General features: G+C 41.4%; 26 protein-coding genes. 11 read left to right on the top strand and 15 right to left on the bottom strand.

Annotated elements, in window-relative coordinates; all coding sequences use genetic code 11:
- Positions 1–68: 68 nt before the first annotated feature.
- The 3 genes from rpmG to NSS65_RS17450 form a co-directional block, all read right to left on the bottom strand.
- Entirely contained in the window at positions 69–218 is a 150-nt protein-coding gene (rpmG, locus tag NSS65_RS17460; RefSeq protein WP_003214771.1) for a 50S ribosomal protein L33, read from the bottom strand.
- Between the two features lie 144 nt (positions 219–362).
- Positions 363–785, bottom strand: a complete 423-nt coding sequence (locus NSS65_RS17455) for a DUF5362 family protein (RefSeq protein ID WP_041115525.1) — start codon at positions 783–785, stop codon at positions 363–365.
- A gap of 166 nt (positions 786–951) precedes the next feature.
- Entirely contained in the window at positions 952–1461 is a 510-nt protein-coding gene (locus NSS65_RS17450; RefSeq protein ID WP_029706351.1) for a GNAT family N-acetyltransferase, read from the bottom strand.
- A 117-nt stretch (positions 1462–1578) separates the two neighbouring features.
- Here NSS65_RS17450 and NSS65_RS17445 point away from each other — a divergent pair, with 117 nt between their 5' ends.
- Positions 1579–2475: a M23 family metallopeptidase gene (locus NSS65_RS17445; RefSeq protein WP_065214872.1), complete on the top strand. Its 897-nt coding sequence runs from the start codon at positions 1579–1581 to the stop codon at positions 2473–2475.
- A gap of 84 nt (positions 2476–2559) precedes the next feature.
- Here the strand turns inward: NSS65_RS17445 and NSS65_RS17440 are convergent, their stop codons facing one another.
- The 5 genes from NSS65_RS17440 to NSS65_RS17420 form a co-directional block, all read right to left on the bottom strand.
- Positions 2560–2907, bottom strand: coding sequence for a P-II family nitrogen regulator (locus NSS65_RS17440; RefSeq protein ID WP_034281209.1), 348 nt, complete (start codon positions 2905–2907; stop codon positions 2560–2562).
- A gap of 18 nt (positions 2908–2925) precedes the next feature.
- Complete coding sequence (locus NSS65_RS17435; protein ID WP_034281208.1) at positions 2926–4134, bottom strand: ammonium transporter; 1209 nt, start codon at positions 4132–4134, stop codon at positions 2926–2928.
- Positions 4135–4325: 191 nt separating this feature from the next.
- Positions 4326–5066: an amino acid ABC transporter ATP-binding protein gene (locus NSS65_RS17430; RefSeq protein ID WP_034281207.1), complete on the bottom strand. Its 741-nt coding sequence runs from the start codon at positions 5064–5066 to the stop codon at positions 4326–4328.
- Positions 5067–5076: 10 nt separating this feature from the next.
- Positions 5077–5754, bottom strand: a complete 678-nt coding sequence (locus NSS65_RS17425; RefSeq protein WP_081338887.1) for an amino acid ABC transporter permease — start codon at positions 5752–5754, stop codon at positions 5077–5079.
- Positions 5755–5796: 42 nt separating this feature from the next.
- A complete protein-coding gene (locus tag NSS65_RS17420; protein WP_240491058.1) occupies positions 5797–6642 on the bottom strand; it encodes a transporter substrate-binding domain-containing protein in 846 nt (281 codons plus the stop codon).
- Positions 6643–6841: 199 nt separating this feature from the next.
- Here NSS65_RS17420 and NSS65_RS17415 point away from each other — a divergent pair, with 199 nt between their 5' ends.
- A complete protein-coding gene (locus NSS65_RS17415; protein ID WP_081124950.1) occupies positions 6842–8230 on the top strand; it encodes an MFS transporter in 1389 nt (462 codons plus the stop codon).
- A gap of 38 nt (positions 8231–8268) precedes the next feature.
- Here NSS65_RS17415 and NSS65_RS17410 read toward each other — a convergent pair whose 3' ends face one another.
- The 3 genes from NSS65_RS17410 to NSS65_RS17400 all read right to left on the bottom strand — a co-directional run bounded on the left by NSS65_RS17410 (position 8269) and on the right by NSS65_RS17400 (position 10599).
- Entirely contained in the window at positions 8269–8868 is a 600-nt protein-coding gene (locus NSS65_RS17410; protein WP_326135245.1) for an undecaprenyl-diphosphatase, read from the bottom strand.
- A 114-nt stretch (positions 8869–8982) separates the two neighbouring features.
- Entirely contained in the window at positions 8983–10170 is a 1188-nt protein-coding gene (locus NSS65_RS17405; protein WP_101676544.1) for an MFS transporter, read from the bottom strand.
- 15 nt (positions 10171–10185) lie between these two features.
- Positions 10186–10599, bottom strand: a complete 414-nt coding sequence (locus NSS65_RS17400) for a MarR family transcriptional regulator (protein ID WP_024423697.1) — start codon at positions 10597–10599, stop codon at positions 10186–10188.
- Between the two features lie 347 nt (positions 10600–10946).
- Between NSS65_RS17400 and spoIIID the strand changes: the two genes are divergently transcribed.
- From spoIIID to NSS65_RS17380, 4 genes are all read left to right on the top strand, one after another.
- Positions 10947–11225: a sporulation transcriptional regulator SpoIIID gene (spoIIID, locus tag NSS65_RS17395; RefSeq protein ID WP_008343327.1), complete on the top strand. Its 279-nt coding sequence runs from the start codon at positions 10947–10949 to the stop codon at positions 11223–11225.
- Positions 11226–11409: 184 nt separating this feature from the next.
- Entirely contained in the window at positions 11410–12411 is a 1002-nt protein-coding gene (gene mbl, locus NSS65_RS17390; protein ID WP_007497573.1) for a cell shape-determining protein Mbl, read from the top strand.
- A gap of 124 nt (positions 12412–12535) precedes the next feature.
- On the top strand, positions 12536–13375 hold the full coding sequence (locus NSS65_RS17385; RefSeq protein WP_061110178.1) for a flagellar hook-basal body protein: 840 nt from the start codon (positions 12536–12538) through the stop codon (positions 13373–13375).
- Positions 13376–13405: 30 nt separating this feature from the next.
- Positions 13406–14224, top strand: a complete 819-nt coding sequence (locus NSS65_RS17380; RefSeq protein WP_034281197.1) for a flagellar hook-basal body protein — start codon at positions 13406–13408, stop codon at positions 14222–14224.
- Between the two features lie 14 nt (positions 14225–14238).
- On the opposite strand, the gene NSS65_RS17375 is transcribed toward NSS65_RS17380, so the two are convergent.
- Positions 14239–15294 (bottom strand): tetratricopeptide repeat protein, encoded by a 1056-nt coding sequence (locus NSS65_RS17375; RefSeq protein WP_034281195.1) that lies wholly within the window; start codon positions 15292–15294, stop codon positions 14239–14241.
- A gap of 219 nt (positions 15295–15513) precedes the next feature.
- Between NSS65_RS17375 and fabZ the strand changes: the two genes are divergently transcribed.
- A complete protein-coding gene (gene fabZ / locus NSS65_RS17370; protein WP_012011512.1) occupies positions 15514–15948 on the top strand; it encodes a 3-hydroxyacyl-ACP dehydratase FabZ in 435 nt (144 codons plus the stop codon).
- A gap of 127 nt (positions 15949–16075) precedes the next feature.
- On the top strand, positions 16076–16471 hold the full coding sequence (gene mscL, locus NSS65_RS17365; protein ID WP_024423693.1) for a large conductance mechanosensitive channel protein MscL: 396 nt from the start codon (positions 16076–16078) through the stop codon (positions 16469–16471).
- Positions 16472–16498: 27 nt separating this feature from the next.
- Here the strand turns inward: mscL and NSS65_RS17360 are convergent, their stop codons facing one another.
- The gene (locus tag NSS65_RS17360; protein WP_024423692.1) at positions 16499–16909 is read right to left on the bottom strand and encodes a YwpF-like family protein; all 411 of its coding nucleotides are present in this window, start codon (positions 16907–16909) and stop codon (positions 16499–16501) included.
- A 117-nt stretch (positions 16910–17026) separates the two neighbouring features.
- On the opposite strand from NSS65_RS17360, the gene NSS65_RS17355 reads away from it, so the two are divergent.
- From NSS65_RS17355 to NSS65_RS17345, 3 genes are all read left to right on the top strand, one after another.
- Positions 17027–17383 carry a hypothetical protein gene (locus NSS65_RS17355; RefSeq protein ID WP_034281192.1) on the top strand — a complete coding sequence of 119 codons (357 nt, stop codon included), beginning with the start codon at positions 17027–17029 and terminating at the stop codon, positions 17381–17383.
- Positions 17384–17789: 406 nt separating this feature from the next.
- Complete coding sequence (locus NSS65_RS17350; RefSeq protein ID WP_286072017.1) at positions 17790–18650, top strand: Cof-type HAD-IIB family hydrolase; 861 nt, start codon at positions 17790–17792, stop codon at positions 18648–18650.
- 153 nt (positions 18651–18803) lie between these two features.
- A complete protein-coding gene (locus tag NSS65_RS17345; RefSeq protein ID WP_034281190.1) occupies positions 18804–19592 on the top strand; it encodes an STAS domain-containing protein in 789 nt (262 codons plus the stop codon).
- Between the two features lie 68 nt (positions 19593–19660).
- Here NSS65_RS17345 and NSS65_RS17340 read toward each other — a convergent pair whose 3' ends face one another.
- On the bottom strand, positions 19661–22438 hold the full coding sequence (locus NSS65_RS17340) for a DEAD/DEAH box helicase (protein WP_125585889.1): 2778 nt from the start codon (positions 22436–22438) through the stop codon (positions 19661–19663).
- A complete protein-coding gene (locus NSS65_RS17335; protein ID WP_326135247.1) occupies positions 22425–24032 on the bottom strand; it encodes an SWIM zinc finger family protein in 1608 nt (535 codons plus the stop codon). Before NSS65_RS17335 ends, NSS65_RS17340 begins: the two co-directional genes overlap by 14 nt.
- Between the last annotated feature and the right edge of the window lie 155 nt (positions 24033–24187).

The following is a 24187-nucleotide window of genomic DNA, read 5'->3' as shown; positions in this document are numbered from 1 at the left end:
TTGAAAACGATCATTTTGTTTTCCGCCTCACTTAAAAAGTAATCATTACGATTTATGATCTAAAAAATTTATTTTGTTTCTCTATGAAGGGTATATTTCTTTAATCGAGGAGAATATTTTTTTAACTCCAATCGGTCAGGATTCGTTCTTTTATTTTTTGTTGTGATGTAGTTTCTGTCACCTGTTTCAGTACAGGCCAACGTAATTTTCACGCGCATAAGTAATAGGATCCTCCTTTAATTCGTAATAGTTACGATTTGTATTTTAAAATGATCAAGACTGAATGTCAAGCAGAGGAGGAGGATCCAAGCCAAATGATAAAAACAAAAGGGGTATCGAATGACTATTGATACCCCTCCCCATTAATAAAAGTCACCGAGTTCTTGTTCGTAATCATCCTCATACTGCTGGACATCATAAGGAATTTCTTGGAGGAAGGCTAACCCGCCTAGTATAAGTATCAAAACGATGGCAATGAATGAAAGAATAACTGCGGCAATACTTGAAATGGCAAAAAGTGTTTGCATTTTCATCATCTTAGCGTACTGTTCTAATAATTCTTCGTAAGAAGTATCTGGAGCCTGAATCAAGTGTTCAGCCGCTTTTACAGATTTTTGTACATGGATCCCCATCATAATGAGGAAGACGCCAAGGGCTGCAGGAAGAACAAGCCAAAAACCAATAAGAATAGCCAGACCGCCTGAAATATAGAGAAAGATACTACCAACCTTTCCCCACTTTACGATTGAATGAAGAGATTGAATGATTTTCTCAGTTTGTTGCAATGGTGTTCACTCCTTTATGTATTCACTCTTTATCATACTTGAGTAAGTAGTGCTTTAGGAAGAGTGAATGTTGATTGATTCAATTGTTTCTCTCTTCACTTCACTTTTTTTACAGCTGTTACTTGCGTCATAAAAAAAGCGTCTCTTTTTCAGGGAGACGCTCGTTTTATAATTCTTTTCCTAGGATATCTAAATCGTATCTGCTGCCGTCCATTTCTGCGATGCGTGGCAGGTGGCCCCATGTCTCAAAGCCGTGCTTTTTAAATAGTCGAATGCTGGCTTCGTTGTGCCCGAAAATAAAGGCAAGTAACGTTCGAATGCCTAATGAGGGTGCTAAATCAATGGCTTCTTGCAAGAAAAGTGATCCTAGGCCTTTTCCTCGATAGTCTTGGTTTAAATAGATACTCATTTCAACGGTCCCGTTGTATGCAGGCCTTCCGTAAAACGTTTCAAAGCTCAGCCAGCCGTAGATATTTCCATCCTCATCTGTTTTCACATAGAGAGGTCTTTTCTCGGAATGATTCAAAAACCATTGCCGGCGGTCCTCGACAGAAACTGGTTCTGTATCAGCGGTCACTTCTCTTGAAGCAATGGTTGAATTGTAGATATCAACGATGGCTTTGAGGTCATCTTCTGTTGCTATGCGGTTGAAAGTTTTCACAATTAAGTCCCCCATCTTTTTTTTCATTTATCATACATATTATTGATGCGATTGCGCAAAATAAAAAGAAAAATGATTTCGTGTGTATATATTTTTTGAAAAGTGTTCAGAATGTTGCTGAGGTGATGAAAAATGAGAGAGGAAGAAAAGAAACGTACTTCCAAAATCACAAAAGTTCAGCAATTTTTCCGTAAGCGCTGGGTATTCCCTGCTATTTACTTGGTCAGCGCAGCGGTCGTGTTAACAGCCGTTCTTTGGTATCAAGCTGTATCAAAAGATGTAAAAGACCAACTATCTGATGGAAATCAAACAGGGCAAGAACAGCGCGATGATGCCGTTGAAGTTGGAAAGCCAATTGAAAATGTCGCAATGCCGGTCCAGAATTCTGATAATGTTTCTGTCGTGAAAAAGTTCTATGAAGCAGATGCTGACCAAAAAGAAAAAGAAGCAGCACTTGTAAACTATAATAACACCTATACCTTGAGCAAAGGTATTGATCTTGCAGATAAAGATGGCAAAGTGTTTGACGTCACAGCTGCTCTTAGTGGAACAGTGGTTCAAGCGAAAAAAGATCCAGTCCTCGGTCACGTTGTTGAAATTGAACATGAAGATGGATTATCGACTGTTTATCAATCGTTGTCACAAGTGAGTGTCAAAGAAGGCGATGAAGTCAAGCAGAATGATGTCATTGGTGCTGCTGGTAAAAATCTATATGGTGCTGAAAGCGGCAACCATGTACATTTTGAAATTCGTATGGAAGGTTTAGCGCTTAATCCGCTTAGCTTCATTGACAAGCCTGTTTCTACAATTGAAAAAGCAGCGCAAGAAGTGACGGAACAAGCAAAAGAACCTGCTCAGCCAAAGACTGAGGAAAAAACGAAGGAACCTGCTGCTGAAGATAAAGCCAAAGAGCCAGCTGGAGAAAAATCTGAAGAAAAGTCTGATGAGAAGGGGAAATCCTCTGATCAAGAAAAGTCTTCTGATTCCTCTAAAGACAGCAGTCAGTCAGAAGAAACAAAACAATCTTAATGTTTTACAAGGTCCTCTGTGTATATAAATATGCAGAGGTTTTTTCTGCTTAAAAAGATCCTCCGCCACTCGGCGGAGGATACACTATAGGGCGGCAGGTCCTTCTTCACCTGTCCGAATGTTGATTGTATTCGCTATTTCATATATAAAAATTTTCCCATCCCCTGGTTCGCCTGTCCGAAGTACCTTTTGAGCTGTTTCAACGACCTGTTCGACAGGTACTTTGCTTAGGACGATTTCGATCTTTAATCGTTCGTACACGTTGCTTTCTTTTTTGACGCCGCGGTATAGCTCTGTATGTCCCTTTTGTAAGCCGCAGCCGTGTACATTTGAAAAGGTAATCGAGGTGACACCAATCTTTCCAAGCTCCACCTTTAATGTTTCAAAATTAGCTGGACGTGTGACAATCTCCACTTTATACATTTTGCTCATAGAGACACCCCTTTTTCTTTAATCTTGATAAGCTTTTTCACCGTGCATGGTTAAATCAAGACCCACTGATTCTTCTTCTTCGGTTGCACGAATTTTGAAGAAGACATTGACCACTTTGATGATCACGTATGTCACAACGGCAACAAAAGCGTACGTGGCAACAATCGCGACCACTTGCTTCCAAAGTAAGCTGGGATCTCCGTAAAATAAGCCATTGGCTCCGCCGTCATTGACAGAAGTTGTGGCGAAGAGTCCTGTTGCAATTCCTCCCCAAGTACCGCCAATTCCGTGAAGGCCGAATGCGTCCAGTGCGTCATCATAGCCAAATTTGGCTTTGAGTGAAAAGACCCCCCAGAAACAGACGATCCCGCCAATGATTCCTATTATAATAGAAGCAAACGGTGTAACAAAGCCTGCGGCAGGTGTAATGGCGACAAGACCTGCGATGGCTCCAGAGATCGCGCCGAGCATGGTCGGTTTTTTGTTGATCATCCACTCTACTAACAGCCAGCCGATGATTCCTGCAGCAGCAGCTGTATTGGTGTTAATAAAGGCATACATGGCCACGCTGTCTAATGTAAGAGCACTACCCACGTTAAAACCAAACCAGCCAAACCAGATGACAGCTCCGCCAAGAAGGGTGTAGATCAAGTTATGCGGAGAAGAGCTTGCTGCTTCTTTACGCTTCCCGAGCACAATTGCCACGACAAGACCTGCAACACCGGATGAGATGTGAACCACGTTTCCGCCTGCGAAGTCAAGCGCACCCATCTCGCCAATCCAACCGCCGCCCCATACCCAGTGTGCGACTGGAGCGTATACAAATGTGACCCAAAGGAGTGTAAATACAACGACTGCTGAGTAGCGAATCCGTTCAGCAAAGGCCCCTGAGATGATGGCTGTTGTTAAGACGGCAAAGGTCATTTGAAACATCATGAACAATGAATGTGGAATGGTCTCACTATAGGAACCAGGCTCAAAGCCTACGCCTTTCAGGCCCACCCAGTCTAATCCTCCGATCCATGCATTGCCTGGTGCAAAAGCTAAGGAATAACCGAATACGATCCATACGATTGAAACGATCGCTAGTGACGTTAAGCTGTGCATGGTTGTGCTTAACACGTTTTTACTTCTCACGAGTCCTCCGTAGAATAAAGCTAAACCCGGTGTCATTAACCACACGAGTAGTGCGCAGAAGAACATAAATACTGTATCACCCATTTGCATGCTGCATTCCCCCGAATCATTCAGAATTATTGTTTTCTTAATTCTTCATTATAGAGAGAAAAGTCATATATAACATATACATGGAAGTTTATCTGACATGGTTTTTGGTTAAGTTCAATATAAATGGATGAAAAGTTCGTAAAAAATGAGCAAAAACGTAAGTTAAGCACTAAAAATGAAGGGCGTTTGACCTATAAAATGGAACTGAGAAACAGTTTTGTACGTTCCTCCCTAGGAGAATCAAACAATTCCGAAGGGACGCCTTCTTCGACGATGCGGCCTTCGTGCATGTAGACGACACGATCGGCAACTTCTTTCGCAAAGCCCATTTCATGTGTGACAATGACCATGGTCATGCCTTCTTTTGCGAGGCTTTTCATCGTTTGCAGCACCTCGCCTACAAGTTCTGGGTCAAGGGCAGACGTAGGTTCGTCAAATAACATGACATCAGGCTTCATGGCGAGAGATCTGGCTATGGCTACACGCTGTTTTTGGCCGCCTGATAGTTTAGAAGGATATACGTTGGCTTTATCCGCAAGTCCGACTTTTTCTAGCAAGGTGCTGGCTTCAGCGATGGCTTGCGCTTTCTTTGTTTTTTTCACCATAACAGGCGCTTCGATGATATTTTCAAGCACAGTTTTGTGCGGGAAAAGATTAAAATGCTGAAACACCATTCCTATTTTTTGTCTCATTTCGTTTAATTGATCTCGCTTTGGATGAACAGGGCTGCCCTCAATGATAATATCTCCATCATTTTTTATTTCTAAAAAGTTCATACAGCGGAGCAAGGTGCTTTTTCCAGAACCGCTTGCACCAATTAAGACGACCACATCATTTTCATATACGGTGAGATCGATATCTTTTAAAACATGAAGCTCTCCAAAGTATTTATTGAGTTTTTCAACACGAATGATTTCCTTTGATTCTGTCATGCTTCTCCTCCTATTGGTCACTGGCTGATAGTTTCTTCTCAAAGGTTTGGACAGCGAATGTTAACAGCAGGACAAGAACTAAGTAATAGACGGCTACAACAAGTAAATACGTCATATTGTCAAAGCTGTTGGAGCCTTGCGTGGTGGCGATGTTAAATAGTTCATTGACACTGATAAAGGCGGCGAGTGATGAGTCTTTTAAGCCGATAATGAACTGGTTGCCAAGAGGGGGAAGAGCACGCCGCATCGCTTGAGGGAGAATGATACGCCTCATTGTTAAAAAACGACCCATACCAAGAGATCGTCCTGCCTCTTTTTGCCCGTGATCAATGGATTGGATGGCGCCTCTGAATATTTCGGCTATATAGGCGCCATTATGAAAGGCGAGCGCAATGGAAGCAGCCCAGAAGTCGGGTATATTCAATTCTGTGAGGCCGAAATATAGGATGAAAATCTGAACAATAAGTGGTGTTCCGCGTACAAGAAAGATATAAGCATTGGCGATATAACCGAAAACGGCTATGCGGGATATTTTCAATAAAGCAAAGAAAAGCCCGATGAACATACCGATGAAGATGCTGATCACCGTCAGCTGTAAGGTGATTAGCATTCCTTCTAAGAAAATACCTCTTGAATCAATGAGTGTCTGAAAAAAGTGTGATAGGGTAGGCAAAACAATCATCTCCATTTGAAGAAAGTGCGCCTATAAAAAGGGCGCACAATCGTGGTTTTAATCTTGTTTGACCGTGATGTCTTCATCAAAGTACTTTTCGCTAATTTGTTTTAATGTTCCGTCTTTTTTTAGTGCGTCAATCGCATTGTTGATCTCTTTTATGAGCTGTTCATTTTCTTTTGAAACAGCAATTGCCTGCTCACTTTGTCCGAGTCTTTCCTGCGCTGTGATTTTTAATTTTTTCTTCATCGCTTCTGCGCCTGTGGCGAAATCTGTCACGACTGCATCGTGTTTTCCGTTAGCCAGTGCTTCTAAGGCGACGACATCACTATCATAATATTTTGGTTCTTGCCCGCTATGTTCCTTGGCAATATCAGCGTAGGACGACCCTTTGGATACAGCAATTTCTTTGTCTTTTAAGTCATCCGCATGTTGAATGTCTGATCCGGGTCTTGTGAAAATTTGCGGACCAGAGTAGTAATATGGCTTAGAAAAAAGGACGTGTTTTTTTCGTTCCTCATTGATGGTATGACTTGCAACTGCCGCATCAAATTTACCTGCTTTCACGCCTTCGACGATGCCTGCGAATTTATATTTTTTCTGTATAGGTGCGAGACCTAGTTTGTCACTAATCGCATTGCCTACGTCGATATCAAAGCCGGACATCTGATTTCCATCCATGTAACTAAACGGATGAAATTCACCTGATGCTGCAAAAATAAATTTTCCATCCTCCAAAATTGGCGACCCTTTCGCTGTAGAATTACGTTTATCTCCGTTCCCATTTGTTTCATTTGAACCACACGAAGACAGAAGTAATACTGCAACCGAGAAAAGGGCTGGGACCCAAAACCGTCTTTTTTTAATAATAAGCTTCTCCCCCTTTTCAGCCGTTCTCCATATAAGGAGAAAGTAGGCTTTTCAATATGTGTAGCATCTTACCATTTGTTCCTCATATTCTCAATTTTATATGTGTTATTCCAACAATCGTCCTTTTTAGAATGTATGTCTTGCTTTTCTAAGAGAGAACTTGAATTGATTAGGGTAAAAAGGGGAAATGAATCTCATAATAACGAAAGGATTGCAAAAAGGAGGTCAGTGTATGAACAAGTGGAGAGACAACCGAAAAGTTTTTTTAACCGCTATTGCCTTTGGCACGATGTTGAATCCATTGAATTCATCAATGATTTCTTTGGCCTTGCATCAAATTCAGCATGAATTCGGTTTGTCGTTTACGACCGTATCTTGGCTTATTTCTTCTTTTTATTTAGCCAGTGCAGTGACGCAGCCGGTGAGCGGCCGGATTGGGGATCATGTCATGAGCCGGAGAACCTTATTTTTATTCGGTCTGGTTCTTGTCGCAGTCTCAGCCATTTGCGCGCCGTTTGCCCCAACGTTTGCGGTGCTGATTGTGATCCGTTTGTTACAGGCGATGGGAAGCAGTGCCATTTATCCTTCTGGGGTCGGACTCATTCGGGATCATATTCAAGAAAGACAGGCTTCGGCGTTAGCGGTATTATCCATTTTTGCTTCAGCGATGACGGCGCTTGGACCGACGCTTGGCGGATTTTTGATGACCATTGGCGGCTGGCCGGCTGTCTTTTTAGTGAATCTGCCTTTTATTTTGATCAGTTTCTTTCTCGGCCTATTTTTGTTTCCGAAGGAGCAGAAGAAGAAAAAGCTCCGCATAGGCGAAACTGTGCGAACACTCGATTTGCCAGGGATGCTTCTTTTTACCGTCTGCATTGTTCTCCTGCTTTCATTTTTATTATCACTGGGTGATGGCATTCAATATGTTCAGGGTATTCTTTGTCTCCTGAGTGCAGGCGCTTTTATCTGGTGGGAGTATCAGGTGGATGAACCGTTTATTCAAATACGGATGTTCAGGGAGAAGCAGCGGCTGTCACTTGTGTATGTGCAATTTATCATTTTAAATATCTTTTTCTATTGTCTCTTTTTTGGTTTGCCGAGTTATTTTCAGGATGAGTTAGGCTGGCGTGTGGAGATGACGGGTCTTTTTATGCTGTGTATGTCAGGGGTGAGTATTATTGTGTCACCGCTGACTGGAAAGTGGGTGGATCGCGGGGATGAACGCCATCCAGTTTTAGCGAGTGCTGTATTGATGCTGGCTGGAGCGTCTGCCATGACTTTCTTTTTTATTCCTGCGCCATTATGGGGGAAAGGATTGGTTCTAGCTCTGCTTGGGCTCAGTTATGGGATTGGGAATGTTGCGCTCCAAGCTGCGATGCTCAAGGCAAGTCCTCAGCACATGATTGGCACGTCCTCTGGACTTTTTCAAACATGCCGCTACCTTGGTTCTATTCTGTCGTCTGCTGTGCTTGGTATGCTGTTTGGGGATGAAATTGCTGGTGCTCACTTTGCGCAGTTAGGCTGGACATTGATCATCATTTCTCTTATTGGCATTGGTGTCAGTCTTTATTTTTCGAGTATGGTTAGAGGGGGAAAGCCAATAAAAAAAGCGGCGCGATAAGTGGAAGAAGAATCTTCATCACGTTATCGCAAGTCCGCTTAAGAGTTGGACAGGTCTGAGCCCTGATCCTTTGTCTTCCTTCTGAAAATTTTCCCTACAATTGTCTCGTAAAATGTCACGATACGATCAATAGGAGAGTCAAAGAACTTCCATAATTTATTCATGATAAAGACAACCACAATCGATACGACCAAGCTGCCTAAAACATCAAATGGATAATGATGGCCGACCCAGATGCGGGAGAATCCTGTAAGTAATCCAAAGACGAGCAAGATGTTGCCAAGCTTTTTATTACGGGATCGAATGGCAAGTGAAAGAGCCAATGCACCTGTTGTATGGTCACTTGGGAAGGAAGCATCTGCTGAGTGCGGGATGAGTGTGTCGACTTTATGCGCCACAAACGGCCGCTCTTCATAATGAAACAATGTAATGGCAAAGTTGACGATAAGTGCTGCAATGCCTGTTACACCGGAAAAGAAGACATGCTTCTTAAATTTGTGATTCCCTAAAAACCAGCAAATCAATAAGACAAGGGCGTACACAAGCATGGCCTTTTTCGTAATAAAGATCATGGCCTGATCTAAAAACTCAGAATGGTGAGCCATCCCGTGTATGACTTTAAACAATTCGTAATTCAAAACATCACCTATACTTTCGCTTAATGCTAACTATTTTTCAACAAAGCCTGTATGCTCTATTTGGAATATCCTATATTTTAGCATGTTTCCGGCGAAGTTTAAAATAGTACCCTTTTACTCTGAAAGGGAGACCTTTTGTGCTTTTGCTTCCTGAGGTTTTCGTTCGCTCCAATAAAAAACGCCCATACTCAGTAAGACCACAATACCCGCAATGAGGTACACATTTGAAAAGTCTGTGAAACTGACAAGGAGTCCAAAGACAAATGAGCCGGCAGCAATACCTGTATCATACAGGGTGAAGAAAGTAGCCGTCGCATATCCCGTACGATGAGCTGGTGAGTGCTGAATCGCAAGTGTTTGTAAACATGGCACGAGCGAACCGTAGCCAAGTCCAATCACAGCGCCTGATAGAAGAAGCATTGTAGCTGAATGTGTCGCTGTCAGCATCCATAAACCAATGGCAAAAAGGGCAATCGAAGGATAGATCACAACGTGAGCTCCAACCCGGTCAAAAAGTCTGCCTGTAAATGGACGTGATCCAAGCATTGCAGCCGCAAATACAATAAAGAAATAACTGCTTGCACCCATCAAATGAAGTGAATTGGCATAAACTGAAATAAATGAAATAATCGGCGAATAACAGAAGGAAATAATAATGCCGACGGCCGCTGTTTTTAATGCGCCTTTTTCAAACAGGTGAGAAAACGTGAATCGGAAGACAATGCTTCCACCGTTTTCAGGCTCTGGCTGTCTAATCAGCATCGTAAAAGCGGCTCCGATGGTCACGATAATGGAAAAGAGAAGAAATAATGAATGAAATCCTATTTTACCTACTTGATTCAGTGCGATAAACGGACCGATGACAACAGCGAGGTTCATGGACATCACAAAGTATCCGAGTCCTTCCCCGCGTTTATGTTTCGGGATCATATCAGCCGCAATGGCACTGGCAACTGTCGTCAAAATACTAAAAAAGATCCCTTGTACGAAACGCAGCATAAGAAGTGTTTGGAATTGATCAATCAGGATGTATAAATAAGTGAGTAAGGCAAAGGCCGTAGAAGAGAAAATCGCCATCCGTTTTTTGCCGAATTTCTCAATAATGGCTCCAGAAAACGGTCTTGTCACAATAGCAGACAATAAGAAGACCGTCACAAGGAGACCGCCCTGTGATTCTGTTCCATTTAGTTCATCCATTGTATAAATGGGCAGTAATGTCAAAAGGGCATAAAAAGAGGTGAACGTAAATAAATTCACCAGGACAATCATGATAAAGTCTTTTGTCCATATGCGTTCGTTCATGATGTATGTCACTTCCTATTCAGTTGATAATTTGTGTAAAAGTGTATGGAGGAGTTGTTTTTCTTCGTAGGTAAAATCTGAAAGACATTCTTCTTCAAATTGTTCCATCGTGCGTTTGATTTCTTCAAATCGGGCTTTTGCATCATCTGTCATCACGATCAGATTCTCACGTTTGTCTTTGCCTTGTACACGTTTCACCCAGCCGTTTGCTTCTAAACGGGTGACGGTTCTGGTGATGGTCGGTGCTTCGACGTTCAAATATGTCCAGATGTCTTTTTGGGTTTTTGGGCCGAATGTATCCAAACAAAAAAGCACAGTCCACTGGGACATGTACAAGTCATAAGCAGCAAGCGCTTCGTTCGCCTTTTTAGACAGCAGCCGTGCGCCTTGATGTATTTGATGTAAACACTCTCTATTTAACGTATCCATATGCTCACCTTTTTTAAATATTTAGCTAGGTAAATAAATTCACCTTTTCTATTTTACGTGCTGAACTCTTTCTTGTAAAGTGAAAATTTTCGCGCCCCGAAATGATTTTTTGTTTTGCCTTTTCTGATAAATCCCTTGTCCCATCTTCATTTTTAGCATATTCCCTATTCAATGCTAATACACTGTTACAAACCTGACAAAGAGAGTGTTTGAGGTGAGGGATCGTGTTTGGCATTTACTACCTAATGGATGAGAAATTACGACGAACAAGCGCCGCTGAAAATGGATAATCTTCATACGGATCTCATTTCACACTTCTCACATCCATTTTAGGGAGGTCGAGTGGTGTGCACGATTACATCAAAGAGCGAACAATCAAGATAGGAAAGTATATCGTGGAGACAAAGAAAACCGTTCGTGTTATTGCGAAAGAATTTGGAGTCTCTAAAAGTACTGTACACAAGGATCTAACAGAAAGACTGCCAGAAATTAATCCAGATCTGGCTAATGAAGTAAAGGAGATACTGGATTATCATAAATCAATCCGCCACTTGCGAGGAGGAGAAGCCACCAAGTTAAAGTATAAAAAAGAAGAAATTTTAGAAGGCGAACCTGTGAAACAGTAAGCTTAGTTCTTTGTTCATAAACATGATATATATATCTTCCTCATATCGGTAGTTTCTAACCACAAATTTTGTAAAGACTTTTGTAAAGAAATATCTTTTTTTCTGCAAATTATGATAGAATATATAATTAGGGCAGAATGTGGTATTTGCTATGGAAACAGATTTTCAAGGAGGATATATATAGATGTTTGCTAGGGATATTGGAATTGATCTTGGTACTGCCAATGTACTGATTCATGTCAAAGGAAAAGGAATTGTGTTAAATGAACCATCTGTGGTAGCTCTTGACAAAAACAGCGGAAAAGTTTTGGCTGTTGGAGAAGAGGCTAGACGTATGGTTGGACGTACGCCTGGGAATATTGTTGCGATTCGTCCATTAAAAGACGGCGTAATCGCTGATTTTGAAGTAACTGAAGCGATGCTCAAGCATTTTATTAACAAATTAAATGTGAAAGGGCTGTTCTCTAAGCCGCGTATGCTCATCTGCTGCCCGACAAATATTACATCTGTTGAGCAGAAGGCGATCAAAGAAGCTGCTGAAAAAAGCGGTGGTAAGCATGTATTTCTTGAAGAAGAGCCAAAAGTAGCAGCGATTGGTGCTGGTATGGATATTTTTCAGCCAAGTGGAAACATGGTCGTAGATATTGGAGGCGGAACGACAGATATCGCTGTCATCTCAATGGGTGACATTGTAACCGCCTCTTCTATTAAAATGGCTGGAGACAAATTTGATCTGGAAATTCTAAACTACATTAAAAAAGAGTACAAGCTGTTGATCGGTGAGCGCACGGCTGAGGATATTAAGATCCAAGTTGCAACGGTATTCCCAGACGCACGTCACGAAGAGATTTCGATTCGTGGACGAGACATGGTGACAGGATTACCAAGAACGATTACCGTCACAAGCAAAGAAGTAGAAGAAGCATTGCGTGAATCTGTATCTGCGATTGTTCAGGCTGCGAAACAAGTTCTTGAAAGAACACCGCCTGAATTATCAGCTGATATTATCGATCGCGGCGTCATCATTACAGGTGGCGGAGCTCTTCTAAACGGGCTTGATCAATTGCTTGCAGAAGAGCTGAAAGTACCAGTTTTCGTTGCTGAAAATCCAATGGACTGTGTAGCAGTTGGTACTGGCGTGATGCTAGATAATATGGACAAGCTGCCAAAGCGTAAACTCAGCTAATGATTTCCCTCATTCTTTTTAGAAAGAATGGGGGATTTTTATTAAAGAACCCTGCTAATCAGCCGATATATTTCATAGAAGATTGTGTTTAGGTCATGTGAAAGAATTTGAATGAGGTGAGCACGTGTTAAAAGGACTATACACCGCAACATCTGCCATGATCGCTCAAGAGCGGCGGACAGAAATGCTTTCAAATAATATCGCAAATGCGAATACCCCAGGCTATAAAGCGGATGAAGGGGCAATGCGTGCATTTCCAGAAATGCTGCTGAGCCGAATGGAATCAGGACGTTTCCAAACATCCTCAGGCAAAGGCTTTAGCGTTCCACTGCAATCGCCGATTGGTGGAATCAATACTGGGACATATATGCAGGAATTAATCCCTCAATTTACACAGGGAACTTTAAAAACAACAGATCAAACAACAGATGTAGCACTAGTTGAAAATAATGTGCCGATCAATCCGGAGACCAATCAGAAATCAGCGCTATTTTATGCGGTCAACACACCAGAAGGCGTTCGTTATACGAAAAGCAGCTCCATTACATTGAACGCACAAAATCAATTGACGATTAATGGCCGTGCTCTTCTTTCCGTGACGGGTCAGCCGATTACGGTTCAGAGTGAGAATTTCAAAGTGAATGCAGATGGTACTGTGTCTGAAAATGGGCAAAATCTTGGTCAAATCGATGTACGTGTTGCGATGGATACAAGAAACCTAGCGCGTGAAGGAAATGATTTATACCGTACAGCTGATAACCAGCCCCTGCCAAGTGCAGTCAATAACGGTCAAATGTCCTATACGTTAAGCCAAGGCGTATCGGAGCTCTCGAACGTGGATGTGACGAAATCATATACAGATATGACAACGGCCTACCGAGCATTTGAAACAAATCAAAAAGTGGTTCAGGCGTATGATAAAAGCTTAGAAAAAGCAGTGAATGAAATTGGCAGAGTGTACTAATCAAGAAATGAAAAAGAAAGGAGGATTCTCATGCTTAGAACGATGATAAACGCAGCTGTATCGATGAATGAAGTGCAAAAGCAGCTTGACATCATCAGCAACAACATCGCGAACAGTGAAACAACAGGGTACCGCGCGAAAAACACCCGTTTCTCAGAGCTGATCAGACAGCAGTTTAATCAGGTAGATGAAAAAAATGAGCAGGTGGCAAACAGTCGTCTGACACCTGCTGGGTTAAGGCTTGGCACGGGGACAATGGTCAATGCGTCCATTAACTCGCTGCAAGGCTCTATTAAAGAAACAGGACGTGATCTTGATGTTGCCTTCGGAGCGCCGTCGCAGTATTTGCAGGTCAATGCCGGCGGTAATATCCGTTATACAAGAGATGGTTCACTTTACTTGCAGCCGGGCAATAATCGTAATCAAGTGCAGCTTGTCACGAGCGAAGGCTATCCGATTCTTGATGAAAACGGAAATGCGATCGTCTTAAATGCAAATTTCCGTGATATTTCAATCGATAAAAATGGACGGCTTACGGCGATTTCAAGAGACAATCAACCCAATCAGCAAGTGAATCTGGGCGTTGTACAAGTCAATAATTCGTCAGCACTTGTCTCTGAAGGAGATAATTTGTTCTCAGTCGATGGAACCTATCAAGGTGCATTAACAGCACTAAATGGAGCAAACCGAGAGGCGATTCAGCTTCAGCAAGGTGCACTGGAAACATCAAATGTGGACATGTCGAAAGAATTAACAGACCTCATGACAACACAGCGTTCCTATCAGATGAATTCAAGAACGATTACGATGGGCGATCAAATGCTGGGATTAATTAATACAATTCGATAATCAGCAGGCTGGTATCAGCCTCTCATGATAAAAAAGGCGGCTCGCTCAAAGTCGCCCTTTTTTTTATAAAAATCTGAGACATCAGCAAGAAGATCCTCAAGATCAATCCAGGCTTCTTTTCGTTCAAGACATGTGACGAGCGTGGCGATCTGCTCATCTGCCTTTGGCGTTTGGCTGTAGAGAAGAGATAAGATTTGAAACTTCATTCTTAATATATCAAACTGGGAAGCAACAGCTTCTTTCAGACCTTTTTGAATATACTTCATCCCTTCATCGGTTAAATTTTCTTTAAAACAGGAACGCACAGTTTCGTATAGGCACGATACATAGGAGTGTGCTGACTTTCGGTATGCTGGAAGACGAAGCGCTTTTTTGAAGTATTCCAGCGCTTCCTTATGACGGTTTTGTCTTGACTGAATAAAGCCAGCATCATAATAAACGATACCGAGCAGCTCTTGATCATCAATCTTTTTCACGTAATCAATAATTTCAATGAAAATATCTTCCGCTTCCTTATATTTTTTTTGGTCGCTATAGTTGAGAGCGAGCACAATTTTACACCGATAGATGCTATGGATATCACCGTGCTTTGCAAAAATATCCATGGCTTTTTGAACATGACGAATCGATAACAACGAGTAACGGTTGTTATAATAAACACCGCTTGTACGGAAATGGAACTCTGCTTCCTCCAGCTCATCGTTAAGTAATGGCAGTCGTTCCTCAGCCTTTTCGAGATAATGAATCGCATCATTTTGATCACTTTTTAAAGATTCATATAATCCGAGAAAGAAATAAAAATAATATTGCAGTTCTTCGTTCATTTCATCTTTGTGGGGCAGCAGTTCATGTTTGAGTTTTTCTAAGTCCTCTGTCTGATTCATCCAGAGCTGGTGACGGAAAAGCATCAGCTGATAATGGAAATAGAGTTCTTGTTTTTTTGATAATTTCCGTTTATATTTTAGCAGTGTTTTTTTGATTTCTTCAGCCTTCGAAAAATGTCGATGCTTTAGCATTGTATACCAGGAATGGAGAAGTTTTTTTACGGATTTATCGCTCATAAAATTCATTTTTACCCTCTTATTCAATCAATGATGTAATATATATTACCATATTTGTGAAAAAACATTGAGTGTAGTGTGGATTATATTTGATGACAATTGGTAATGGTAGATTCTATTTTTTACCATATGCATAAGGCGAATATTGAAAAATGCCAGCATTCATAATATACTTCTATAGGAATCAAATGAAGATCAGCGATATAGAAAAGAAGGAGAGATCAAGATATGCTTGATGCTCAGCAAATTCAAGACATTATTCCACACCGTTATCCATTCTTATTGGTCGACCGTATTTTAGAGGTCGAGGGAGAAAAAAGAGCGGTTGGAATTAAAAATGTCACAGTGAATGAAGAATTTTTTAATGGCCATTTCCCTGGTTACCCAGTCATGCCGGGTGTGCTTATAGTAGAAGCACTCGCACAGGTTTTTGGTGTGATTATGTTAGGCAAGGAAGAAAACAAAGGAAAAATCGGTTTGTTTGCAGGGATTGACGGATGCCGCTTCAAAAGACAGGTCAAGCCTGGAGACCAGCTTCGTTTAGAGGTTGAAGTGACGCGCCTCCGCGGGCCGGTTGCAAAAGGAAAAGCAGTAGCGACGGTAGATGGCGAGGTTGCATGTGAAGCAGAACTGACATTTTCTATTGGTCCTAAAGTATCATGATTTTTCTGGCGGTTCATCAAGCATGAATCGCTTTTTTATTTAGAAACGTTCAGTTAGAACGGATAAGGACTTGCAATTTTGACAAAAAAACGTCATATTAGACAAAAAAAGATGAAGGTGATAAAGGATGCTGAAAGAATTTAGAGAGTTTGCCGTCAAGGGCAATGTCATTGACTTGGCAGTAGGTGTCATCATTGGGGGAGCATTTGGCAAAATTGTCACTTCTCTTGTGAATGATTTAATCATGCCGCTTGTCGGTATTATTATTGGAGGGCATGATTTTAGCGGTTTATCCATTAAAATCGGAGCCGCTCAAATTTTATATGGGAACTTTATTCAAACAGTGGTTGATTTCTTAATTATCTCGTTTTCCATTTTTATCTTTATTCGTTATTTGAATAAGTTAAAACGGAAAAAGGTTGAGGAAGAAGAGGTTGTGGAAACGCCGGATCAAACGGAAGTTTTGCTAACTGAAATTAGAGATTTATTGAAAAATCAAAGCCAGTCTAAAGATGTGCAATAGAAAAAGAGCGGCTGATCCCGCTCTTTTTTATGTGTTTTGTTTAAAAGCATCCAGTAGTTTTTCTCCTGACAGCCCCTCTTTGACGAGGTCTTTTAATACTTCTTCAGTTTCTGTTCTGTAACGATTTGTAATCATTTTACCATCGAGTAACACAGAAATGTTTTCTTCTAAGGCAACGATGTTTTTGACTTGGACAGATAGATGAACAGGGCGGTTGTTTTCTTTAGTGATCGTTACAAGAATCTTCACTTCTGTGTGCTGCTGAAAGAGTACCTCAAACACCTGTCTATGTTTCTTTGGAATGAGTGCCTCGATCATCCAGTGATTTTCACCGTCTTCTTTATTAATGATTAAACCGTCACGAAGGGGAATGCTGGACATTTTATCTTGCTGTGGATCAAGTTCAATTTTTAAATCAATCAGCCTAAAGGTTTTCATATTTATCACCTCACAAGCGTTCATTATTCGTAAGTATTATTATAGCATACAACATCTGTATAAATGAAACCGCTGCCTGCTTAGAACTAGCTGCACATGAGTGAAAGGAGATGTTTTATGGAGTCCTATCAATTGAGAAACATTCATATTGGCGACGACAAGGCAAAGAGTGATATACGTGTTTATTCGTGGGGAGATATTCTTTCATTTTGTGATGTGTATATGGAAGAAGGAGAGTCACTCACGTTTCAATATGTCACCGAGGATCAAATGGACTGTTTTGAGTTTCAGTTGTCGGTTCATGATGGCCGGCTTTGTTTTTATTGGTTTGCGTGGGATGGATCTGATTATATTCACATGCCTTCTAGTAATTGGATTCATTCAGATATTTTTTATCAATTTATGAAAAATAAGTATTTTATCAAACAAAACAAGATGATGTTTTATACGCAAGCGGTAAAAAACAGAAATTAATGAGGATATAGAGAATTTGAAGGCCTATTTTGCTATTTTCCTGTTTTGTCACATACGGCCTTTCTCCGTAGACTAGGGGTAGCTGAAAGGAAAGGAGGCAAGTCCCGAATCAAAAGGTAATGTCTATCATCTGACAGCCCCCCTCTAGCTAAAGCTGATAGATGCTGCCTTGTTCATATGAACACTGCGTAATATAGAACCAATGCTTCTTTGTATAGGTCATGTGTCCCCTTGTGAATCCCCTTTGTGTGTATCCGGTCATATTTGCGTGGCCGGATACCCTTTTATTCACTGTTTAACCGATCAGCTCTTGCAAATAGTGGATACTCATTTCATAATGATGATGGATTTTGTTAACGGTATGTCGGTTGAAAATAAAGACAAAAAGGAGAGAACGATGACAAACATTCAATTAATCGCAACGGATTTAGATGGAACTTTATTGAACAGTGAACACAAAGTGAGTCAGGAAAACGAGCAGGCATTAAAGGAAGCAGCTGCGAATGGAATTGAGGTTGTCGTGTCAACAGGGAGAGCGTATTTTGATGTGAGGTCTATTTTTGACCAGCTTGGTATGAATACATGGGTGATTAGTGCCAATGGAGCTGTGATTCATGATCCAACTGGACAAGTGTACCATTCAGCTGCTTTACAAGAAGAAAAGGCTAAACATATATTGTCATGGCTTGAAGAACGTGATTATTATTATGAAGTCTTTACAAACGAAGCCATTTTCACACCAAATCGCGGAAGAGAGCTTCTTGCGATTGAAATGGACCGTTTAAAAAGTGCAAATCCAGAAACGGATCAAAATGTCTTAAAACAAGCGGCAGAAGTTCAATACAGCCAGTCGGGTTTTTCTTATATTGATACATATAAAGAATTGTTTCGTGAGGATCGAAAGCTTTCATTTTACAATATCTTAGGTTTTTCTTTTTTTCAAGACAGATTGAAAGCCGGATGGGATATGTTTGGTGATGATTCAGATGTAACATTGGTCAGTTCGGCTGATCATAACTTTGAAATTGGTTCAAAGGACGCGTCTAAAGGGCAGGCATTAACAAGGCTAGCAGAAAGACTAGGTATTCCTTTAAGTAGGGCAGCGGCTGTAGGAGACAGTTTAAATGATGAATCAATGCTTCAAGCTGCTGGTGTTGGGGTTGCAATGGGGAATGCGAGACAGGATATAAAAGAAATCGCTGATCACGTGACGTTATCAAATGATGAACACGGAGTCGCGCATATGATCCGGCACCTTTTGAAATAGATGAATCAGATGTCGTGGTATAAATCACATAGGATGAAGCGCATTCTACAAAAGAGGAATTCAGAACCACTTCTATTTACACATGATGTGGAACATCATATAATTTAATTATGAATATAACCCGCTTGTAAGGAAAATAAGGAGAGTAAACGAATGGCGCTGGAATCTTATAAGTCCGAAAATCTGCATTTAATCAAGGAAGCCTTGGACTATACTCAGGTTGGCCTGACGGTGACGGACCCGTCTTTACCTGATAATCCTTTAATATATGTGAACAAGGGCTTTTTAGATATGACAGGCTATCAAGAAACCGAAGTATTGGGGAGGAATTGTCGTTTCCTTCAGGGAGATGAAACTGAGCAAATCGCTCTCAAACAAATTAGAACAGCCATTGAGAACAAAGAGGCTGTCACGGTTCAGCTGAAAAATTATAAAAAATCTGGACAAATGTTTTGGAACGAGTTAAGTGTCGCTCCTCTTTGGATTGACGAAAAGGAAGGAAAACGTCTTTATTTCGTTGGTCTGCAAAAGGATGTCACGAAAGAGAAGGAACAGCAGGAGCTTCTTGAGCAATCAATTGATGAAGTGCTGAATATTTCGGTCCCAATCGTTCCTGTGAAAGATGGTATCTCTGTTTTACCGATCATTGGTACGTTAACAGCGCCTAGATTTGATAAGATCATTTCAACGGTCTCCACCTATATCTCTCAATCCAAGGATGATTATTTTATTGTCGATCTGTCCGGATTATTAGCAGTGGATTCATTTGTGGCAGATGCGATCTTTAAGCTGAACGATTTGATTTTAATGACAGGTACTGAACTCATTGTGACAGGAATTAAACCGAATCTTGCAATGAAAATGGGAGAAATGAGAGAGGACTTCCGTGAATTAAATACGTATATGAATGTGAAATCTGCATTGAAAAAACTGAACATTTAGCGTACGTTATATGAAATGAAAAAGAGGACTTTTCTCAAGATTAATGAAAAGTCCTCTTTTTGCTGTGATTAAGATGATTGAGCGGCGGCACTTAAGGTAAATAAGTCTTCTAGTTCGTTTGTCGATAGCTCTGTAATCCAGCTCTCGCTTTGGATAATTTGATCATTTAATGTTTGTTTTGTTTCGAGCATTTGATCGATTTTTTCCTCGATTGTGCCCGTTGTGATCATCTTATGGACGTGAACAAATCGTTTTTGTCCAATCCGATAAGCTCGGTCTGTCGCTTGGTTTTCCACAGCAGGATTCCACCATCTATCGTAGTGAATGACATGGTTTGCGGCGGTTAGGTTGAGTCCTGTTCCTCCTGCCTTTAAAGAGAGAATTAAGATGTTGAATTCTTTCTTCTGAAAGCGGTCCACCATTTTGTCCCGCTCCTGTTTTGAGAGACTGCCATTTAAAAATTGGACTGGTTCTCCAAACATCTTTTCTGCCAGCTGCTTGATCATGTTGCCCATTTCAATATACTGCGTAAAGATGAGGCAGCTTTCTCCTTGCTCATGTATCACTTTTAACAGCTCTGCGAGTTTATCCATTTTTAACGAACGTTTCAGCAGTTTCACATCTGTTCCGCTCTCTTTTAAATAGAGCGCAGGGTGATCACAAATCTGTTTGAGTCTGCCAAGCATACTTAAAATAATGGCTTTTCGCTGCATCCCTGTTAATGATGCCATGTGTTCAAATGTATCCTTCACGAGCTGTTCATATAAAGACGCCTGCTCAGCGGAGAGCGGAATGAATTCTTTTTCTTCGAGTTTCTCAGGCAGGTTCAGGGCAACCTCTTCATCTTGTTTTGTTCGTCTTAATAAAAATGGTTTGATCAGCTGCTGGAGCTGTTCAATTCTTTTTTCTTCACGGTCTTTTTCAATCGGAAGGACGAACTTTTTATGGAAGCTGGTCAGGCTGCCGAGATATCCTTTGTTGACGAAGTCGAATATGGACCAAAGCTCTGTCAAACGGTTTTCCATTGGTGTCCCGCTGAGGGCAATGTGATGCTGTCCTTTGAGCTGTCTAATCGCTCTCGATTGTTTCGTATGGGCGTTCTTGATGTTTTGGGCTTCGTCTAAGCAAATGGTATTCCACTTTGCTGCCGTTAATTCATCACGATCAGAATGTGAGAGTCCATAAGACGTCAAAACAATATCTGTTGACTCATATGTTTTTGTGAAGTCCTCTCCCTGTGGACGCGATGGGCCATAATGCAGGGCAACCTTCAAATGTGGTGCGAATGTTTCGAGCTCTCGCTGCCAGTTTCCTAAAACAGAGGTCGGCGCAATGATGAGAGAGGGAGCGGCATTTTGCTCCTGCTCCTTCAAATACGTGAAATACGCGATCATTTGAATCGTTTTTCCAAGACCCATATCATCTGCTAAACAAGCCCCAAATCCATGAGATCTTAAAAATAAAAGCCAATTTACGCCATGCTGCTGATACGGACGCAGTTTGCCTTTGAAGGACTCACTCATTTCGTAAGAAGGCAGCTCGTGCGAATCATTTAATTGGTGGACAAGCCCTCTTAATTGCGATGAAAGTTCAAATTGAATATGGGCAAATGCTGAACTGTCTAGTAGTTCTGGAATCGATTCAGAGGAAGCTTCTTGATCTGCCAGTTCGCGTGACAAAATATCAGACATGTGAAGCCCTTCATTTTCGGCACGCTCCATCCACTTTTTCATTTGCTGAATGAAGGTCGGGTCTATTTTGATCCATTGTCCTCGAATGTTGACAAGGCGTCGTTTGCTTTGGACAAGCTCGTTGAACTCATCTTCTGTCAGTTCAATGCCGTTTGTAGCAAAGCGCCAATTAAAGTCCATTAATGCGTCCATTCCGACATGCGATTCGCCTCGCGGTGTAGAAGAAATCCTTGCTTTTAACATCATCGTGCTGTCTTTAACAATTTGCCACCACGATGGGAGCAGAATCTCAATGCCCATATTGACAAGTGTTTCACTTGCTTCAGATAGGAAGAGCCATGCTTCTTCTTCTGACATAAGTGTGGTGCCAGATGTGAAAGAAAGCCAAGGGACAATTTGACTGAATCGTTCCAGCTCTCTTGAAATTTTATCTTGATACGGATGCCAAGACCTTTTCAATGAACGAATGCCTTCAAAAAAGTGAAGGTCACTGTTTTTCTTGTCCCGCAAAAACAATTCGATTTTCCAATCATCTCCGTCAAAATCCGGTTCATTTAAGCGCAAGCCGACAGTGAACGGCGTCTCATCATCTATCCAGCCAATCGTCTCTAAGAAATCCTGCTCATCTAGAAAATGTCCTTGGAAGGTTGAGAGCGCAGGCGATTGTGCGTTCATGAGTTCCCATTTGTGCTGCAAGGCATCATCATACTGAATGTAATCCTGTACAGCAAAGGAGAACCAATCAGCCGTATAACCATCTAATAGGCCTTCTTTATCTTTAAACCGAAGCTCGCCTTTTGTCCACGCCTCATAATCGGGAACGAAATCTTCGTCCTCGATGAATTCGTAAATGGTGGAGGCAGTCTTCATCAGTGGTTCCGTTTCATCCGTTAATGTCACATGACTAAACGTATTAAATGAATTTTTTCCTAGCAATTCAACGGTCATCCAAGGGCTTAACAGAAAGGCAGGAGTGCCAATAAAGCTGACATCTTCTAAAAATGTTCCGTAGAAAGAAGATTCGTGCCATTGGAAAAGCTGCCTCTTCATTTCATTAAGCGGAACAGGGTGTCCGTCCTCTGCTTGCGCTGAAATGGTGAAAGAGAAATCTTCAGTTTGTTCTGCATGAATGACAATTTGTTTATGGCGTGTCATCAATCAATTTTCCTTTCTTCATTTCCTCTTGGAACGCACGCAGCCGTTTTGTTGAATCTTGCAGCTGCTTTACATACCTTTCCCAGATCACGGTTTTTTTCGTTTTATGATAAAGCGTACGCAGTTTCTTCAGCATTTTCACAGACTCTCGATAAGCACTTCGATTCTTTTGATCGAGAAGCAGTGAGATTTCACGGTGGTACGATGGAATGAGGGCTTCCGGCTCCTCTTTTGCAATCTGTTTGATCAAATCCTTCTCCAGTTCACTAATGGAGAAACCAACAAGGCTGTGAATCTCAATCCATTCCGCATAACGCTGCTGTGCATACAAGAGCTGACTGTATTCTGTAAACGCATAGGGCATACAGATTTGTAGGTAGCGTTCATATAAATGATGATCCTTCGTCTGCTTAAAGTATGCATCTAAATAAAAGAAGAAATCACTGACGGCTCCCCGCAGTTCTCTATAGGAAAGGTCGAGCTGGCAATATTCCTCTAATATATAGGTGATTTCATGATACCAGAGCTTGAGGCGCTTCCAGTCCTTTCGGTTTGTGAGATCCTTCAGCCAATTAAGCACATTTGGCAGCATATCCGCATTGAGCAGCTGTAATTGCTGAAAGAGGCTTTCGTCTTCTTTCAGTAAATAATCCATGTGCATCAGGCCGATGGTACGTTCAACCGTTTGTTCTTTCTTCTGTGCGTTCTTGAGTAATTCTGTTTCTTTTTTGACCCATTTCCCTCTATTTAATATGGTGCCCCAAATCTCCATAAAGACCGCTACTCGTTCATGCTGGAAAGGTCCATTGATTTGAAGAAGTGTGCGAACGGCAGTTGGTGTGTTTTCAAGAAACGGATCGAGGGAAAAGGAAAGGGCGTATGTCTTCAAATGATCCACTGAATCGAAAATGGTGTTCATGAGCTGTTCTACATATGGATTCATGGAATAAAAGTCCTTTTCGGCATCAAGCCGGCCGAGGTCGATGAGTTCATGAAGCCTCAGCCATACATCGATCGACGTATGAATCGCATACAAGCTCTTGAATTCAGGTGAAGCAGGTGCGTGTTTTTTTAGGATCGATAAATAGCCGTAATACAAATGCTGCGGTGTTTGCTGATGCTTCGGTGTCCGTTTCAGCCAGAGGTTAAATTCCTCTTGGAAAAAAGTCAGCCAGCTTTGGAGTGATTGTTCGTCTGGGCGCTTCACTTGGAAGTGCTGGCGAATCAGTTCTTTGCTGCGCTGTAATTCATCTTTTTCTGACCAATTTTCTGTAAATCCGGTCACACTCTCTACTTGAGCGTATAGCGAAAAGAAGACAGCAAGAATGTGTTTGCAAAGTCCATCTGCTGGACATGAGCAGCTGCTTCTCACAGGAAACAGCACATGAAGGTGGACCTTTGCTGCCACGACGTCATGTACATAAGCTGACCATTCGGTATCAGACTCTTGCTTGAGCCGATATACGCTGTCCTGTCTATAAGTAATCAATGCTTTTTTGATGAGTTGTTTGTTCTCATCTGTTGCAGGAAGAAGTTCTTTGATCTGTTCGGCAGTTTGTTTGATTTCTTCTTCGTTGATGTTGTGCTGAAGCATTTGATCCGCTCCTAACCAAGTAAAAGATTCCAATTCTTTTATTATAGCTCAATGGGGATTCATAAAAAAGTTTTTCATGAAAATGGTCATAAATTTCAAAAGCTGTCGAATGATGTAATAGAGTATTGCATAAACCAACCTTACAGCATATAATA

Source organism: Bacillus sp. FSL K6-1006 (assembly GCF_038593175.1).
Taxonomy (GTDB): domain Bacteria; phylum Bacillota; class Bacilli; order Bacillales; family Bacillaceae; genus Bacillus; species Bacillus safensis.
The sequence above is the reverse complement of the archived record's forward strand: the minus strand, read 5'-3'. Positions and strand labels throughout refer to the sequence as shown.